This window comes from Streptomyces sp. Wb2n-11, from assembly GCF_001049855.1.
Lineage (GTDB): Bacteria > Actinomycetota > Actinomycetes > Streptomycetales > Streptomycetaceae > Streptomyces > Streptomyces altiplanensis.
On record NZ_CVPB01000001.1, the window covers coordinates 5,368,896 to 5,385,905 of the forward strand.

A 17,010-nucleotide genomic window follows, 5' to 3' on the forward strand; every position below is an offset into this window, starting at 1 on the left:
TTGGCGCATGCGGCCACAACCACCCGCCGCGAACCGCGGTTACGGGGCGCACGGAAGCGACGGAAGCAGTCGCACCGGCTCGCGAAGCACTTCGCGAGCCGTCCGGCGCTCTACCAGCCGCGTTCGCGCCACTCGGGCAGGTGCGGGCGCTCGTTGCCGAGCGTGGTGTCGTTGCCGTGGCCGGGGTAGACCCAGGTCTCGTCCGGAAGCCGGCCGAAGAGCTTCTCCTCGACGTCCCCGATCAGGCTCGCGAAGGCCTCCGGGTCCTTCCACGTGTTGCCCACGCCGCCGGGGAACAGGCAGTCCCCGGTGAAGGCGTGCGGGTGCCCGTGCGGGTCGTCGTAGACCAGGGCGATGGAGCCGGGGGTGTGCCCGGCCAGGTGGCGGGCGGTGAGTTTCACGTGGCCGACCTGGAGGGTGTCGGCGTCGTCGAGCAGGATGTCGGTCGGGACGGGGATGCCTTCCGCGTCGTACCGGCCCGCGTACGTACGCGCCCCTGTCGCCTCGACGACCTCGGCGAGGGCCTGCCAGTGGTCGCCGTGGCGGTGGGTGGTGACGACGGACGTGATGCCGTCGTCACCGATCAGCCGGAGGAGGGTGCGCGGTTCGGCGGCCGCGTCGATCAGCAGCTGCTCGTCGGTCTCCCGGCAGCGCAGCAGATACGCGTTGTTGTTCATGGGCCCGACCGCGACCTTGGAGATCATCAGGTCCTTGAGCTCGTGCACGTCCGCAGGCCCGCCGACCCTGACCGCTCCGCTGTACGTCATGGAGTCAGCCTATAGCGGCGGCAGCATCGGCAGCGGGGCCCCGGCGACGTCGAGCGCGTCCCCGTCGCGGCGGCCCGCGAGCCAGCCCAGCAGGTCGGGGGCGGTGCCGGTGACGGTCACGGGATCACCTTCCGTGCCCCCCGTACGCCACTGCCGTCCGCCGGTGGCGCTCAGCGCGATCGCGGGTACGCCGGGGTGCCCGTCGAAGCGTTCCGCGAGGAACGCGATCTCGCGTTCCGTGAAGTCCTCGGGCAGGTCCTCCAGCTCGTAGCCGACCCCCAGGTCGACATGGTGCAGCTCGACCTCGACGAGACGGCGGAAGGGGATGCGGGAGGCCGCGTCCGTGACGCCGTTGCGCAGGGCGACCGTGCGGGACCAGTCGGCGGGAGCGGCGGCCGCCTCCTGGAAACGCGCCGCGCTGTCGCGCACGTCCTCCAGCTGCGCGGCGAGCGGGCGCGGGGCGCCCTGTTCGATGTCGGCGTCGCGGACCCGGGCGTCGGCGTACATGGGCCGGCCCTCGAGAACGTTCACGAGGGCGTCCGCGTTACGGGCGACATGGGCCAGCACGTGACCGCGGGTCCAGCCGGGCAGCCGTGACGGTTGCGCCACAGCGGCGTTGTCCAGTTTGCCGGTCGCGGCGAGGAGCCGGTCGGTCGCTTCGCGTACAGAGACCAGGTCGCGCACGTGATCGTTCATGGCCCCGACGATAGTCCGGTCACACGATCGGGTGAAGCCGTTTGAGTGAGGCCATAAATCGAATGCACGTGCTATAGGCTCGTCGGAGGCATCAGGAATCCTTACCACCTCGCTGTGGTTACCCCCATAGATCTGAGAACCGGGGGGCTCAGTCCTCTCTGCCTCTCTCAAGAAAGGTGCGGACCGGCGTGGCCGACCGTCTCATCGTTCGTGGCGCTCGCGAGCACAACCTCAAGAACGTCTCGCTCGACCTCCCGCGTGACTCCCTCATCGTGTTCACCGGGCTCTCCGGATCGGGCAAGTCGTCCCTCGCGTTCGACACGATCTTCGCCGAGGGGCAGCGCCGGTACGTCGAGTCGCTCTCCTCCTACGCCCGCCAGTTCCTGGGCCAGATGGACAAGCCCGACGTGGACTTCATCGAGGGTCTGTCGCCCGCGGTGTCCATCGACCAGAAGTCGACCTCGCGCAACCCGCGTTCGACGGTCGGCACCATCACCGAGGTCTACGACTACCTCCGCCTGCTGTTCGCCCGTATCGGCAAGCCGCACTGTCCCGAGTGCGGCCGGCCGATCACGCGCCAGTCGCCGCAGGCCATTGTCGACAAGGTGCTCGAGCTGCCCGAGGGCAGCCGCTTCCAGGTCCTGTCCCCGCTGGTGCGGGAGCGCAAGGGCGAGTTCGTCGACCTCTTCGCCGACCTCCAGACCAAGGGGTACAGCCGTGCCCGGGTCGACGGCGAGACCATCCAGCTGAGCGAGCCGCCCAAGCTCAAGAAGCAGGAGAAGCACACCATCGAGGTGGTCATCGACCGCCTGACGGTGAAGGACAGCGCCAAGCGCCGGCTCACCGACTCGGTGGAGACCGCCCTCGGACTGGCCGGCGGCATGGTCATCCTCGACTTCGTCGACCTCCCCGCCGACGACCCCGAGCGTGAGCGGATGTACTCCGAGCACCTCTACTGCACGTACGACGACCTGTCGTTCGAGGAGCTGGAGCCGAGGTCCTTCTCCTTCAACTCGCCCTTCGGCGCCTGCCCGGACTGCACCGGCATCGGTACGCGCATGGAGGTCGACCCGGAGCTGATCGTCCCGGACGAGGACAAGTCCCTCGACGAGGGCGCGATCAACCCCTGGTCCCACGGGCAGTCCAAGGACTACTTCGCGCGCCTCGTCGGCGCGCTCTCCGACGCCCTCGGCTTCCGTACGGACATCCCGTGGGCGGGACTGCCGCAGCGCGCCAAGAAGGCCCTGCTGCACGGCCACAAGACCCAGATCGAGGTCCGCTACCGCAACAGGTACGGACGCGAGCGGGCGTACACCACGTCCTTCGAGGGCGCGGTGCCGTTCGTCAAGCGGCGCCACTCCGAGGCCGAGAGCGACTCCAGCAGGGAGCGCTTCGAGGGCTACATGCGCGAGGTGCCCTGCCCGACCTGCCACGGCACCCGCCTCAAGCCCCTGGTCCTCGCCGTCACGGTCATGGAGAAGTCCATCGCCGAGGTCTCGGCGATGTCGATCAGCGACTGCGCGGACTTCCTGGGCGAGCTGACGCTGAACGCCCGCGACAAGAAGATCGCCGAGCGCGTGCTCAAGGAGGTCAACGAGCGGCTGAAGTTCCTGGTCGATGTCGGCCTCGACTACCTGTCGCTCAACCGCGCGGCCGGCACGCTGTCCGGTGGCGAGGCGCAGCGCATCCGGCTCGCCACCCAGATCGGCTCCGGCCTCGTCGGCGTGCTGTACGTCCTGGACGAGCCCTCCATCGGCCTGCACCAGCGCGACAACCACCGCCTCATCGAGACGCTGGTCCGGCTGCGTGACATGGGCAACACCCTGATCGTCGTCGAGCACGACGAGGACACCATCAAGGTGGCCGACTGGATCGTCGACATCGGCCCGGGCGCGGGCGAGCACGGCGGAAAGGTCGTCCACAGCGGCTCCCTCAAGGAACTGCTGGACAACAAGGCGTCCGTCACCGGCCAGTACCTGGCCGGCGAGAAGTCCATCGCCATGCCGGACGTCCGCCGCCCCGTGGACCCCGCGCGGCAGCTCACCGTCCACGGCGCCCGTGAGAACAACCTGCGCGACATCGATGTGTCGTTCCCGCTCGGCGTGCTGACGGCCGTCACCGGCGTCTCCGGATCCGGGAAGTCGACGCTGGTCAACGACATCCTCTACACGCACCTGGCACGCGAGCTGAACGGCGCCCGCACGGTGCCGGGCCGCCACACGCGCGTGGAGGGCGACGACCTCGTCGACAAGGTCGTCCACGTCGACCAGTCGCCCATCGGCCGGACGCCCCGGTCCAACCCGGCGACGTACACCGGTGTCTTCGACAACGTGCGCAAGCTGTTCGCGGAGACCATGGAGGCGAAGGTGCGCGGCTACCTGCCGGGCCGCTTCTCCTTCAACGTCAAGGGCGGCCGCTGCGAGAACTGCTCGGGCGACGGCACGATCAAGATCGAGATGAACTTCCTGCCGGACGTGTACGTCCCGTGCGAGGTCTGCCACGGGGCGCGCTACAACCGGGAGACCCTGGAGGTCCACTACAAGGGCAAGTCCATCGCCGAGGTGCTGGACATGCCGATCGAGGAGGCCCTGGACTTCTTCGAGGCCGTCCCGACGATCGCCCGTCACCTCAGGACCCTCACCGAGGTGGGTCTCGGGTACGTCCGCCTCGGCCAGTCGGCACCGACCCTTTCCGGCGGCGAGGCGCAGCGCGTGAAGCTCGCTTCCGAGCTCCAGAAGCGCTCCACGGGGCGCACGGTGTACGTCCTGGACGAGCCGACCACGGGTCTGCACTTCGAGGACATCTCGAAGCTCATCAAGGTCCTGTCGGGCCTGGTCGACAAGGGCAACTCGGTGATCGTCATCGAGCACAACATGGACGTCATCAAGACGGCCGACTGGGTGGTCGACATGGGGCCGGAGGGCGGCAGCGGCGGTGGCCTGGTCGTCGCCGAGGGCACCCCCGAGCAGGTGGCCGCGGTGCCGGCCAGTCACACGGGCAAGTTCCTCCGGGACATCCTGGGCGACCGGGTGAGCGACGCGACCCCGGTGAAGAAGAAGGCACCGGCGAAGCGGGCGGTGGCGGCGAAGTCGGCCCCGGCGCGGAAGTCGGCGACGGTGAAGACGGGCACCGCGAAGAAGGCCGCGGGTGCGGCCGTTCCTGCGAAGGCGGTGCGCTCCCGCAAGGCGTGACACGCGTTTCCCGTGCGGCCCCTCGCCCGAGCCCGGGCGAGGGGCCGCACGCGTGGGCGGGCAGAGCGAAAGGCTCCGCCGGACGCGCCGGCCCTACGGCGCCAGCTCCGTCGCGTACGGCGGATCCGCGCCCGGGCGGGAGCACGTGATGGCGGCCGCGCGGGCCGCGAAGGCCAGGATGTCGGCCCAGGCGGCCGTGGCCAGCGCCGACAGCGCCGCAGGCGCCCCCGCCGACAGCGCGCCGTGGGCCGAGAGCCGGTGCAGCAGCGCCGCGTTCACCGTGTCGCCCGCGCCGATCGTGTCGGCCACCTCGCCCCGTACCGCCGGGACGTCCAGGGCCGCCCCGCCCCGCGTCCGTACCGTCAGCCCCTCCGCGCCCCGCGTCAGCACCACCGCCGCGGGCCCGGCCGCCAGCCACTCCTCCACCGACCCGCCCAGCCACGCCGCGTCGTCCTCCGACAGCTTCAGCAGCGAGACGTACGGAAGCCAGCTCTCGAAGCGGGCCCGGTAGGCGTCCGGGTCCGGGATCAGACCGGCCCTGACGTTCGGATCGAGCAGGGTGAACAGTCCGCGCCCCGCCTCACGCCGCAGCAGCGCCTCGTACGCGCTCGCCCCCGGCTCCAGCACCAGCGAACACGTGCCGAGCGCCAGCGCCCGTACGCCGGAGGGGAGCGGCGCGGCCGGCAGCTCGAAGAGGCGGTCCGCGCTGCCTTCGGCGTAGAAGCCGTACCCGGCCGACCCGTCGGCCCCCAGCGTCGCCACCGCCAGCGTCGTCGGCTCCGGGCCGCGCTGCAGGAGCGAGGTGTCCACCCCGGCCGCCCGCAGCCCGTCGACGAGAGCCTCGCCGAAGCCGTCCGTCGAGACGCGGGAGCAGAACGTGGTGCGGGCGCCCAGCCGCCCCAGGGCGACAGCGGTGTTGTACGGCCCGCCGCCGAGCCGCGGCAGCAGAGGCGCCAGTGCGCCCGTCCCCTGCGGCACCAGGTCGATCAGGGACTCTCCGGCGACGACGATCACGGGCCCGAACGTAACCCATCGCAGCCCCGCAGGACAGCCCGGAGGACACCAGGAGGGCAGCCGCAGGGCAGCCCGTGCGAGGGCCGCCGATCTCCGCCGGTATCGTCGGGTCTGTCACCGCACCCCTGACCAGTGGAGCCCTCATGTCCGGCCAGTCAGCCCCCCGCCGCACCGTGCTGAAGGGCGCCGTCCTCGCCGGCGCGGCAGGACTGGGGGTGGCGGCCTGCTCCACCGAGTCGAAGCTCGGCCACGCCAAGCCGCTGCCGTCCACGCCCGTGAGTCTCGGCGCGCCGGACGAGGTCCCGGTCGGCGGCTCCAAGCTCTACCGCGAGCAGCGCATCATCGTCAGCTGCCCGGCCGAGGGCGAGTTCAAGGCGTTCAGCGCGCAGTGCACGCACGCGGGCTGCGTCCTGGACAAGATCGAGAAGGAGGAGGGCAACTGCCCCTGCCACGGCAGCCGTTTCGACGTGACGACGGGGGACGTGCTCCAGGGCCCGGCGACCGTGTCGCTGCCCGCGATACCGGTCAAGGTCGAGGGCGGCAAGCTCGTCGCAGGCCCGGAGGCCTGATCCGCCCCGCCCGTCCCGCCCGCCTTCCCGCCCTCCGGCCCCCCGCGTTGTCACTGCCCGCAAGTAGGGTGTGTGGCATGGCAGACCCCTCCAGCTACCGCCCCAAACCGGGACAGATCCCCGACTCGCCGGGGGTCTACAAATTCCGCGACGAGCACCGCCGGGTGATCTACGTCGGGAAGGCGAAGAGCCTGCGCCCACGCCTCTCCTCGTACTTCCAGGACCTGGCCAATCTCCACCCGCGCACCCGCACCATGGTCACCACGGCCGCGTCCGTCGAGTGGACGGTGGTCTCCACGGAGGTCGAGGCGCTCCAGCTGGAGTACTCCTGGATCAAGGAGTACGACCCCCGTTTCAACGTCAAGTACCGCGACGACAAGAGCTACCCGTCCCTCGCGGTGACGCTGGGCGAGGAGTTCCCCAGGGTCCAGGTCATGCGCGGCCCCAAGAAGAAGGGCGTGCGCTATTTCGGCCCGTACGGACACGCCTGGGCGATCCGCGAGACCGTCGACCTGATGCTCCGCGTCTTTCCCGTGCGCACCTGCTCGGCCGGCGTCTTCAAGAACGCCGCGAGGACCGGCCGCCCCTGCCTCCTGGGCTATATCGGCAAGTGCTCCGCGCCCTGCGTGGGCCGCGTCACACCCGGGGAGCACCGGGAACTGGCCGAGGAGTTCTGCGACTTCATGGCCGGCCGCACCGGCCAGTACCTCAAGCGCCTCGAACAGCAGATGCGCGAGGCCGCCGAGGACATGGAGTACGAGAAGGCCGCCCGCCTGCGCGACGACATAGGGGCCCTGCGCCGCGCCCTGGAGAAGAACGCGGTGGTGTTCAACGACGCCACCGACGCCGACCTGATCGCCGTCGCCGAGGACGAGCTGGAAGCGGCCGTCCAGATCTTCCACGTACGCGGCGGCCGGGTCCGCGGCCAGCGCGGCTGGGTCACCGACAAGGTCGAGGCCGTCGACACCGCGGGACTCGTCGAGCACGCGCTCCAGCAGCTGTACGGCGAGGAGCAGGGCGACGCGGTGCCCAAGGAGGTCCTCGTACCGGCCCTGCCCGAGGACGCCCCGGCGGTCTCCCAGTGGCTCGCCGGGCGGCGCGGCTCGAACGTCTCGCTGCGCATCCCGCAGCGCGGCGACAAGAAGGACCTGATGGCGACGGTCCTGCGCAACGCCCAGCAGGCCCTCGTCCTGCACAAGACCAAGCGCGCGTCCGACCTGACCACCCGTTCCCGCGCCCTGGAGGAGATCGCCGAGGCGCTCGGACTGGACTCCGCCCCACTGCGCATCGAGTGCTTCGACATCTCCCACCTCCAGGGCGACGACGTGGTGGCCTCCATGGTCGTCTTCGAGGACGGCCTGCCCCGCAAGAGCGAGTACCGCCGCTTCCAGATCAAGAGCTTCGAGGGCCAGGACGACGTCCGTGCCATGCACGAGGTGCTCACCCGCCGCTTCCGCCGCTACCTCCAGGAGAAGGAGAAGACGGGGGAGTGGACCGAGGAGGGCGGGGCCGGGGGGACCGGGGTCCTGGAGGTGCCCGCCGGGCCGCAGCCGGAGGACGACGGCAGGCCCAGGCGTTTCGCGTACCCTCCGCAGCTCGTCGTCGTCGACGGCGGACAGCCCCAGGTGGCCGCCGCCCAGCGCGCCCTCGACGAGCTCGGCATCGACGACGTCGCCGTCTGCGGTCTCGCCAAGCGCCTCGAAGAGGTCTGGCTGCCGGGCGAGGACGACCCGGTGGTCCTGCCCCGCAGCAGCGAGGGTCTCTACCTCCTCCAGCGGGTGCGTGACACGGCCCACGACTTCGCCATCCGCTACCAGCGCGCCAAGCGCGCCAAGCGCTTCAGGGCGGGCCCGCTCGACGAGGTGCCCGGCCTCGGCGAGACGCGGAAGCACGCCCTGATCAAGCATTTCGGTTCGGTGAAGAAGCTCCGGTCCGCCACAATCGACCAGATCTGCGAGGTTCCGGGGATAGGCCGCAGGACGGCCGAGACCGTCGCCGCGTTCCTCGCGCAGGCCACGCCGGCCGCGCCCGCCGTGAACACGGCGACAGGAGAGATCATTGAAGACGACGAGGAATCCGCCGCCACCACGGCCGCGTTCTCCCCGTCGGAACGGGGGCAGCAGGAATGACCGAGCACGACGGAGACGGAGCACACGTGAGTACGGGCACGACCGGGGAAACCGGCGAGACCGGGCACAACGGGCACAACGGTGAGGCGGCCGAGGCGGCCATCCCCGAGCTGGTGATCATCTCGGGCATGTCGGGAGCGGGCCGCAGTACCGCCGCGAAGTGCCTCGAAGACCTCGGCTGGTTCGTCGTCGACAACCTGCCGCCCGCGCTGATCCCCACCATGGTGGAGCTCGGCGCCCGCTCGCAGGGCAATGTCGCCCGTATCGCCGTCGTCGTGGACGTCCGCGGCCGGCGCTTCTTCGACAACCTCCGCGAGTCCCTGGCCGACCTGGACGCCAAGGGGGTCACCCGCCGGATCGTCTTCCTGGAGTCCTCGGACGACGCCCTGGTGCGCCGTTTCGAGTCCGTACGCCGCCCCCACCCGCTGCAGGGCGACGGCAGGATCACCGACGGCATCGCGGCCGAGCGCGACCTGCTGCGCGAGCTGCGCGGCGACGCCGACCTGGTCATCGACACCTCCAGCCTCAACGTCCACGAACTGCGCGCCAAGATGGACGCCCAGTTCGCGGGCGACGACGAGCCGCAGCTGCGCGCCACGGTCATGTCCTTCGGCTACAAGTACGGCCTGCCGGTCGACGCCGACCTCGTCGTCGACTGCCGCTTCCTGCCGAACCCCCACTGGGTCCCGGAGCTCCGCCCCTTCACCGGCCTCAACGAGGAGGTCTCCGGCTACGTCTTCAACCAGCCGGGCGCCAAGGAGTTCCTCGACCAGTACACCGAGCTGCTCCAGCTCATCGCCGCCGGCTACCGCCGTGAGGGCAAGCGTTACGTCACCATCGCCGTCGGCTGTACGGGAGGCAAGCACCGCAGCGTCGCCATGTCCGAGAAGCTGGCCGCCCGCCTCTCCTCCGAAGGCGTCGAGACCGTCCTCGTCCACCGGGACATGGGGCGCGAGTGACCGGACGCAATTTCCGCCTGCGCCGGCTGCGTGGCAGCGATGCCGCGCGGCCGTTGCGCAAACGCGGTGCCCAGCCCAAAGTCGTCGCCCTCGGCGGCGGCATGGGGCTTTCCGCGTCGCTCACGGCGCTGCGCCGCATCACCGGCGACCTGACCGCGGTGGTCACGGTCGCCGACGACGGCGGCTCCAGCGGGCGGCTCCGCGACGAACTGGGCGTACTGCCGCCGGGTGACCTGCGCAAGGCGCTCGCCGCGCTGTGCGGGGACGACGACTGGGGCCAGACCTGGTCGCGCGTCATCCAGCACCGCTTCTCCAGCCGCGGCGACCTGCACGACCACGCCGTCGGCAATCTGCTGATCGTCGCCCTGTGGGAGCAGCTCGGCGACCATGTCCAGGCCCTCGACCTGGTCGGCAAGCTGCTCGGCGCGCACGGCCGGGTGCTGCCCATGTCCGCCGTGCCGCTGGAGCTCCAGGCGCTCGTACGGGGGCACGACCCCCGGCGCCCCGACGAGGTGGACACGGTCCGCGGCCAGGCGACCGTGGCGCTCACCCCCGGCGAGGTGCAGTCCGTGCACCTGATCCCGCAGAACCCGCCGGCCGTCCCGGAGGCCGTCGCCGCCGTCCGTGACGCGGACTGGGTGGTGCTCGGTCCCGGCTCCTGGTTCTCCTCCGTGATCCCGCACCTCCTGGTGCCCGAGCTGCTCGACGCCCTCGTCGAGACGAGGGCCCGCCGGGTCCTGTCGCTCAATCTCGCGCCGCAACCCGGAGAAACCGATGGCTTCTCTCCGCAGCGTCATTTGGAGGTTTTGGGACGACACGCCCCTAAACTCGCCCTGGACGTGGTGTTGGCCGACGAGGCTGCCGTGCCCGATCGCGAGTCTCTCGCCGATGCCGCCAAGCGGTTCGGAGCCGCGGTCGAGCTGGCGCCGGTCGCCGCGCCCGACGGTTCCCCGGTCCATGATCCGGAGCTGTTGGCCGCCGCGTACGACCGTATTTTTCGGATGCATGGAAGGATCGGCCCATGGCGATGACGGCAGCGGTGAAGGACGAAATCTCCCGGCTCCCCGTCACCCGGACCTGCTGCAGGAAGGCGGAGGTCTCGGCGATTCTTCGGTTCGCGGGCGGGCTGCACCTGGTGAGCGGCCGGATTGTGATCGAGGCGGAGCTGGACGTGAGCTTCGCCGCCCGAAGACTCAAGAAGGACATTCTTGAGATTTTCGGGCACCACTCGGAGCTGGTGGTGATGGCGCCGAGCGGACTGCGCCGCGGTTCCCGTTATCTCGTACGGGTGGTGGCGGGCGGCGACCAGCTGGCCCGCCAGACCGGCCTGGTCGACGGCCGCGGCCGGCCCATCCGCGGGCTGCCCCCGCAGGTCGTCTCCGGCGCCACGTGCGACGCCGAGGCCGCCTGGCGCGGCGCGTTCCTCGCCCACGGCTCGCTCACCGAGCCCGGCCGTTCCTCCTCGCTGGAGGTCACCTGCCCGGGGCCCGAGGCCGCCCTCGCCCTGGTCGGTGCCGCCCGCCGACTCTCCATCGGGGCCAAGGCGCGCGAGGTGCGCGGCGTGGACCGCGTCGTCGTACGGGACGGGGACGCGATCGGCGCCCTGCTGACCCGCCTCGGCGCGCACGAGTCCGTGCTGGCCTGGGAGGAGCGGCGGATGCGCCGCGAGGTCCGCGCCACCGCCAACCGCCTGGCCAACTTCGACGACGCGAACCTGCGCCGCTCCGCGAGGGCCGCGGTCGCCGCGGGGGCCCGGGTGGGGCGTGCGCTGGAGATCCTCGGCGATGAGGTGCCCGAGCACCTCGCCGCCGCCGGGCGGCTGCGCATGGACCACAAGCAGGCATCTCTGGAGGAGCTGGGCGCGCTGGCCGACCCGCCGCTGACGAAGGACGCGGTCGCCGGCCGGATCCGCCGTCTGCTGGCCATGGCCGACAAGCGGGCCCAGGACCTCGGCATCCCCGGCACGGAGTCCACGATCACCGAGGAAATGGCCGACGGGCTGATCGGCTGACCGCTCCCGCCGTACGACTGGCCGCTGCCGGTGCCCCACGGGGTGCCGGCGGCGGCTTTTCACAACCCCTGACGCGCTATTGACATGACCATGGACTGTCATGAGCCTGGCGCTTGTTCACTTACGTGGCAGACAACAGCAAAGGTGGCTCATGAGACGCAGAGCGAGATCGATCCTCGCAGCGGGCGCGTTGCTGCTCGGCGGTGTGGTGGCAGCGCCCGTCGCCCAGGCTGAGGGAGCGGGGAGCGCCGGACCCGGGAGCGCCGGAGCGGACAGCGCCGACATGAGCGCCGACGCCGTCAAGGTGTTCAACGCGGACGTCACCAGGGCGCAGATCCCCCTGCTCCTGGCGGCCGGGCAGGACGCCCACGAGATGGGCGAACGGGCGCCGGAGAAGGGCACGGCGCGCGTCGAGCTCTTCCTCACCGACGCCCAGGCCGGGGAACTGGCCGCCAAGGGCGTCAGGAACCTCACCGAGCGCAAGGTCTCGACGAAGACCCAGTCGCGCCTCGCCGCCGCCGGGGACGGCGTCTACCGCCCGTACAGCGGCAAGGGCAATCTCCAGGAGGAGATCGTCAGGACGGGGCAGGCGCACCCCGACCTCACCAAGGTCGTCTCCATCGGCAAGACCCTCCAGGGCAAGGACATCCTCGCCCTCAAGCTCACCAAGGGCGCGAAGAAGACCAAGGACGGCGCCAAGCCCTCCGTGCTGTACCTGTCCAACCAGCACGCCCGTGAGTGGATCACCCCGGAGATGACCCGGCGGCTGATGCACCACTACCTGGACCGGTACGGCAAGGACCGCCGCATCACGAAGATCGTGGACTCCACCGAGCTGTGGTTCGTGCTCTCCGCCAACCCGGACGGCTACGACTGGACCCACGACCCGGACGGCGACCGCCTCTGGCGCAAGAACATGCGCGACATCGACGCCGACGGCAAGTACACCGCGAGCGACGGCGTCGACCTCAACCGCAACTTCGCGTACAAGTGGGGCTACGACAACGAGGGCTCCTCGCCGAACCCCGCCAGTGCCACCTACCGCGGCGCGTCCCCCATGTCCGAGCCCGAGACCCGGGTGCTCGACCGCTTCCAGAAGCGCATCGGTTTCGAGTACGGCATCAACTACCACTCCGCCGCCGAGCTGATCCTCTACGGCGTCGGCTGGCAGGTCGCCACCCCGAGCCCCGACGACGTGCTCTACAGGGCGCTCGCGGGCACGCCCGAGAAGCCGGCCGTCCCCGGGTACCACCCACAGGTCTCCTCCGAGCTCTACACCACCAACGGCGAGGCCGACGGACACGCGGCCAACGTCAACGGCACGATGATGTTCACCCCGGAGATGACCACCTGCCAGACGGCGTCGAACATCGACCCCGACGACCAGTGGAAGCCGCAGGACTGCCAGTCCGGCTTCAACTTCCCCGACGACGAGAAACTGATCCAGGCGGAGTTCGCCAAGAACATCCCCTTCGCCCTCTCCGTCGCGGAGACCGCCGCCCACCCCGACCGGCCGTCCTCGCCCGTCGGCATGGCCGCCCCCGACTTCACACCCGACACCTTCGCGACCTCCTACGCGGCGCGCGGCGGTGACCAGGAGGTCGCCGTCACGGCCCGCAAGTCCGTACGCGACAAGGAGCTCAACTACCGCGTCAACGGAGGCCGTACGCACGACGAGGACCTGGAGCGCTGGAAGGGCGGCGAGACGTACGGCGGCGAGGACAACCTCTGGTTCGACGAGTACCGCGCGGAGGTCGAGGACGCCGGGCCGGGCGACACGGTGGAGGTCTGGTTCACCGGCCGCACCAAGGCGGGCAAGCGCACCTCCAGCGAGCACTTCACGTACACGGTCGCCGAGCGTTCCCACGCGGACACCCTGGTGATCGCCGAAGAGGGCGCGCCCGCGCAGCACGCCCGGAAGTACGTCGACGCCCTCAGGGCGAACGGCCGCACCGCCGCCGTCTGGGACGTCGCCACCCAGGGCGCACCGCACGCCCTCGGCGTCCTCTCCCACTTCCGCACCGCTGTCCACTACACCGGCGCCAAGGCGCCCGCCGGCCCCACCCAGACGGCCGTACGCGCCTTCCTCAACGAGGGCGGCAAGCTGATCGAGGCCGGTGAGATGGCGGGCGGCAACGCGGTCGTCGGCCCGGCCGTCACCGACGACTTCAGCCAGTACTACCTCGGTGCCTACGGACGTACGAACGCCGGCGGTGCCACCGGGTTCACCGGCGCGGGACCGCTCGCGGGAACGGCCGGACCGCTCACGGGAGCACCCGGAAACCCGCTGGACGCGGCGGGCGCGTACACCGTCACCTCGGACACGCTGCCCGCCGACCGGTTCCCGCAGTTCCGGAGCGCGCAGGCGGGCCGGTACGACGGGATCACCAACCCGTACGCCCCGCACACGGGCCAGTGGATGGCGGCCGCCGCGCACGAGGACGGCGACTGGAAGCGCCTCGCCCGTACGGTCGACCTCACCGCGGTGAGCGCCGCCGACAAGCCGCAGCTGCGTCTCGCCCTCAACTGGAACACCGAGAACGCCTACGACCACGCGGTCCTGGAGGCGCATACCGAGGGAGCCGAGGACTGGACGACGCTTCCCGAGGAGGGCGGCGCCACCAGGACAGCCGTCCCGGCCGAGTGCGACCAGGGCTACTTCATCAACGGCCACCCCTTCCTGCGGCACTACCTCACCCTGGAGGCGGGCGGCTGCCGGGCGACCGGCAGCACCGGCGCGTGGAACAGCTTCACCGGCTCGTCCGGCGGCTGGAAGCAGGTCTCCTTCGACCTCAGCGCCTACGCGGGCAAGAAGGTCGAGCTGGCGCTCAGCTCCATCACCGACCCCGGCAGCGGCGGCCGCGGCGTCTTCGTGGACGACGCGCGGCTGACCGTCGGAGGGGCCGACAGGGAGAGCGAGGGGTTCGAGACCTCGCTCGGCGCCTGGACGGCCCCCGGGGCCCCGGCCGGGAGCCCCGCTGCCGGGGGCGACTGGGCCCGGTCGGGTGAGCTGTTCAAGTCCTATGCGGCAGTCACTACACGTGACACCGTTCTGTTCGGGTTCGGCCTGGAACACGTGCAGGACGCCGCGGAGCGGACCGCGCTGCTGGGCAAGGCGCTGGGTTCGCTGCGGCACTGACTCCGCGCTGACTCTGCGTAACCGGCCCCGGAAGGGCCGCAGGTACCGGAGGTCCGTAATCCTACTGGGGAGTACGGACCTCCGGGCCGCGTCCGGGGCCGCTCGATGTCACCCACAGCGCCGCGTAGAGGTAGGGTCGGAAGCGGTCGGGGACATCCCATACATCTCGCCGGCGTCGAAACCCGGCGTACCAACGAGGAGATCGGTTTCGTGACGATCCGCGTAGGCATCAACGGCTTCGGCCGCATCGGGCGCAACTACTTCCGGGCGCTGCTGGAGCAGGGTGCGGACATCGAGATCGTGGCTGTCAACGACCTGGGTGACACTGCGACCACGGCACACCTGCTGAAGTACGACACCATTCTCGGCCGCCTCAAGGCCGAGGTGTCGCACACGGCGGACACCATCACCGTCGACGACCACACCATCAAGGTGCTGTCCGAGCGCAACCCGGCGGACATCCCGTGGGGCGAGCTGGGCGTCGACATCGTGATCGAGTCCACCGGCATCTTCACCAAGAAGGCGGATGCCGAGAAGCACCTCGCCGGTGGTGCGAAGAAGGTCCTCATCTCGGCTCCGGCCAAGAACGAGGACATTACCATCGTCATGGGTGTCAACCAGGACAAGTACGACGCGGCCAACCACCACGTCATCTCCAACGCCTCCTGCACCACCAACTGTGTGGCGCCGATGGCCAAGGTTCTCGACGAGAACTTCGGCATCGTCAAGGGCCTGATGACGACGGTGCACGCGTACACCAACGACCAGCGCATCCTGGACTTCCCGCACTCGGACCTGCGTCGCGCCCGCGCCGCCGCCGAGAACATCATTCCGACCACCACGGGCGCCGCCAAGGCCACCGCGCTGGTCCTCCCGCAGCTCAAGGGCAAGCTCGACGGCATCGCGATGCGCGTCCCGGTCCCGACCGGCTCGGTCACCGACCTGGTCATCACGCTGGAGCGCGAGGTCACCAAGGACGAGATCAACGCGGCCTTCCAGAAGGCCGCCGAGGGCGAGCTCAAGGGCATCGTCGAGTACACGGTCGACCCGATCGTGTCCTCCGACATCGTCAACGAGCCGGCGTCCTGCACCTTCGACTCCTCGCTGACCATGGCCGAGGGCACCCAGGTCAAGGTCATCGGCTGGTACGACAACGAGTGGGGCTACTCCAACCGCCTCGTCGACCTCACGGTCTTCGTCGGCAGCCAGCTCTGATCCGTCCGGCAGGCACCTCGATGTGAGCACAGGGCTCGGCCAGCGCAACGCGGCGCTGGCCGGGCCCTGTCACGTGTTTTGTCTCCCAAGGAGTCCAGTAACAGATGAAGACGATCGACGAACTTCTCGCCGAAGGGGTCGAGGGCAAGCGGGTATTCGTCCGCGCCGACCTCAACGTGCCGCTCGACGGCACCACCATCACCGACGACGGCCGCATCCGGGCCGTCCAGCCGACGATCGAGAAGCTCGCCGCCGCGGGTGCCCGCGTCGTCGTCGCCTCGCACCTGGGCCGCCCCAAGGGCGCCCCGGAGCCGGCCTTCTCGCTCGCCCCCGCCGCCGCGCGCCTCGGTGAACTCCTCGGCACCGAGGTCGCCTTCGCGACCGACACGGTCGGCGAGTCCGCCAAGGCCGTCGTCGCGGACCTCGGCAACGGCAAGGTCGCCGTCATCGAGAACCTCCGCTTCAACGCCGGCGAGACCTCGAAGGACGACGCCGAGCGCGGCGCCTTCGCGGACCGGCTGGCCGAGCTCGCCGACGTGTACGTCGGCGACGGCTTCGGCGCCGTGCACCGCAAGCACGCCTCGGTCTACGACCTCCCGGCCCGGCTCCCGCACGTCGCCGGCGGCCTCATCGCCACCGAGGTCGGCGTCCTGAAGAAGCTCACGGAGGTCGTCGAGCGGCCGTACGTCGTGGCCCTCGGCGGCGCCAAGGTCTCCGACAAGCTCGGCGTGATCGACCACCTGCTGGAGAAGGCCGACCGCATCCTGGTCGGCGGCGGCATGGCGTACACCTTCCTCAAGGCCCAGGGTCACGAGGTCGGCATCTCGCTGCTCCAGGCCGACCAGATCCCGACGGTTCTGGAGTACCTGGAGCGGGCCAAGGCCAAGGGCGTGGAGTTCGTGCTCCCCGTCGACGTACTGGTCTCGGCCGAATTCCCGGACCTCAGGACGAAGGCTCCGGCGAACCCGACGACGGTCGCCGCGGACGCCATCCCGGCCGACCAGGAGGGTCTGGACATCGGTCCCGAGACCCGCAAGCTGTACGCATCGAAACTCGCCGACGCGGCCACCGTCTTCTGGAACGGTCCGATGGGCGTCTTCGAGCACCCCGACTACGCCGAGGGCACCAAGGCGGTCGCCCAGGCCCTCGTCGACAGCCCCGCCTTCACGGTGGTCGGTGGTGGCGACTCCGCCGCCGCCGTCCGCATCCTGGGCTTCGACGAGAACGCATTCGGCCACATCTCGACCGGTGGCGGCGCCAGCCTCGAATACCTCGAAGGCAAGACGCTTCCCGGCCTCGCCGCACTGGAGGACTGACTCT

General features: G+C 70.6%; 12 protein-coding genes. 9 read left to right on the forward strand and 3 right to left on the reverse strand.

What is annotated here, in order from left to right:
* Positions 1 to 110: 110 nt before the first annotated feature.
* The gene (locus BN1555_RS24415) at positions 111 to 767 is read right to left on the reverse strand and encodes an MBL fold metallo-hydrolase (protein ID WP_093801381.1); all 657 of its coding nucleotides are present in this window, start codon (positions 765 to 767) and stop codon (positions 111 to 113) included.
* A gap of 9 nt (positions 768 to 776) precedes the next feature.
* The gene (locus BN1555_RS24420) at positions 777 to 1,463 is read right to left on the reverse strand and encodes a maleylpyruvate isomerase family mycothiol-dependent enzyme (protein WP_093801382.1); all 687 of its coding nucleotides are present in this window, start codon (positions 1,461 to 1,463) and stop codon (positions 777 to 779) included.
* A 188-nt stretch (positions 1,464 to 1,651) separates the two neighbouring features.
* Here BN1555_RS24420 and uvrA point away from each other — a divergent pair, with 188 nt between their 5' ends.
* On the forward strand, positions 1,652 to 4,654 hold the full coding sequence (gene uvrA, locus BN1555_RS24425) for an excinuclease ABC subunit UvrA (protein ID WP_093801383.1): 3,003 nt from the start codon (positions 1,652 to 1,654) through the stop codon (positions 4,652 to 4,654).
* A 93-nt stretch (positions 4,655 to 4,747) separates the two neighbouring features.
* On the opposite strand, the gene BN1555_RS24430 is transcribed toward uvrA, so the two are convergent.
* Positions 4,748 to 5,668 carry a carbohydrate kinase family protein gene (locus tag BN1555_RS24430; RefSeq protein WP_093801384.1) on the reverse strand — a complete coding sequence of 307 codons (921 nt, stop codon included), beginning with the start codon at positions 5,666 to 5,668 and terminating at the stop codon, positions 4,748 to 4,750.
* 143 nt (positions 5,669 to 5,811) lie between these two features.
* On the opposite strand from BN1555_RS24430, the gene BN1555_RS24435 reads away from it, so the two are divergent.
* The 8 genes from BN1555_RS24435 (at position 5,812) to pgk (ending at position 17,006) form a co-directional block, all read left to right on the forward strand.
* Positions 5,812 to 6,237: a Rieske (2Fe-2S) protein gene (locus tag BN1555_RS24435; protein ID WP_093801385.1), complete on the forward strand. Its 426-nt coding sequence runs from the start codon at positions 5,812 to 5,814 to the stop codon at positions 6,235 to 6,237.
* 77 nt (positions 6,238 to 6,314) lie between these two features.
* Positions 6,315 to 8,366 (forward strand): excinuclease ABC subunit UvrC, encoded by a 2,052-nt coding sequence (uvrC, locus tag BN1555_RS24440; protein ID WP_093801386.1) that lies wholly within the window; start codon positions 6,315 to 6,317, stop codon positions 8,364 to 8,366.
* Positions 8,363 to 9,325, forward strand: a complete 963-nt coding sequence (gene rapZ, locus BN1555_RS24445; protein WP_093801387.1) for an RNase adapter RapZ — start codon at positions 8,363 to 8,365, stop codon at positions 9,323 to 9,325. The genes uvrC and rapZ overlap by 4 nt, the downstream gene beginning before the upstream one ends.
* Positions 9,322 to 10,356 carry a gluconeogenesis factor YvcK family protein gene (yvcK, locus tag BN1555_RS24450; protein ID WP_093801388.1) on the forward strand — a complete coding sequence of 345 codons (1,035 nt, stop codon included), beginning with the start codon at positions 9,322 to 9,324 and terminating at the stop codon, positions 10,354 to 10,356. The genes rapZ and yvcK overlap by 4 nt, the downstream gene beginning before the upstream one ends.
* On the forward strand, positions 10,347 to 11,336 hold the full coding sequence (gene whiA / locus BN1555_RS24455) for a DNA-binding protein WhiA (protein WP_093801389.1): 990 nt from the start codon (positions 10,347 to 10,349) through the stop codon (positions 11,334 to 11,336). The genes yvcK and whiA overlap by 10 nt, the downstream gene beginning before the upstream one ends.
* A 151-nt stretch (positions 11,337 to 11,487) precedes the next feature.
* Positions 11,488 to 14,475, forward strand: coding sequence for a M14 family metallopeptidase (locus tag BN1555_RS24460; RefSeq protein WP_093801390.1), 2,988 nt, complete (start codon positions 11,488 to 11,490; stop codon positions 14,473 to 14,475).
* A 210-nt stretch (positions 14,476 to 14,685) separates the two neighbouring features.
* The gene (gap, locus tag BN1555_RS24465; protein ID WP_028813908.1) at positions 14,686 to 15,690 is read left to right on the forward strand and encodes a type I glyceraldehyde-3-phosphate dehydrogenase; all 1,005 of its coding nucleotides are present in this window, start codon (positions 14,686 to 14,688) and stop codon (positions 15,688 to 15,690) included.
* Between the two features lie 104 nt (positions 15,691 to 15,794).
* The gene (gene pgk / locus BN1555_RS24470; protein ID WP_093801391.1) at positions 15,795 to 17,006 is read left to right on the forward strand and encodes a phosphoglycerate kinase; all 1,212 of its coding nucleotides are present in this window, start codon (positions 15,795 to 15,797) and stop codon (positions 17,004 to 17,006) included.
* Positions 17,007 to 17,010: the final 4 nt, after the last annotated feature.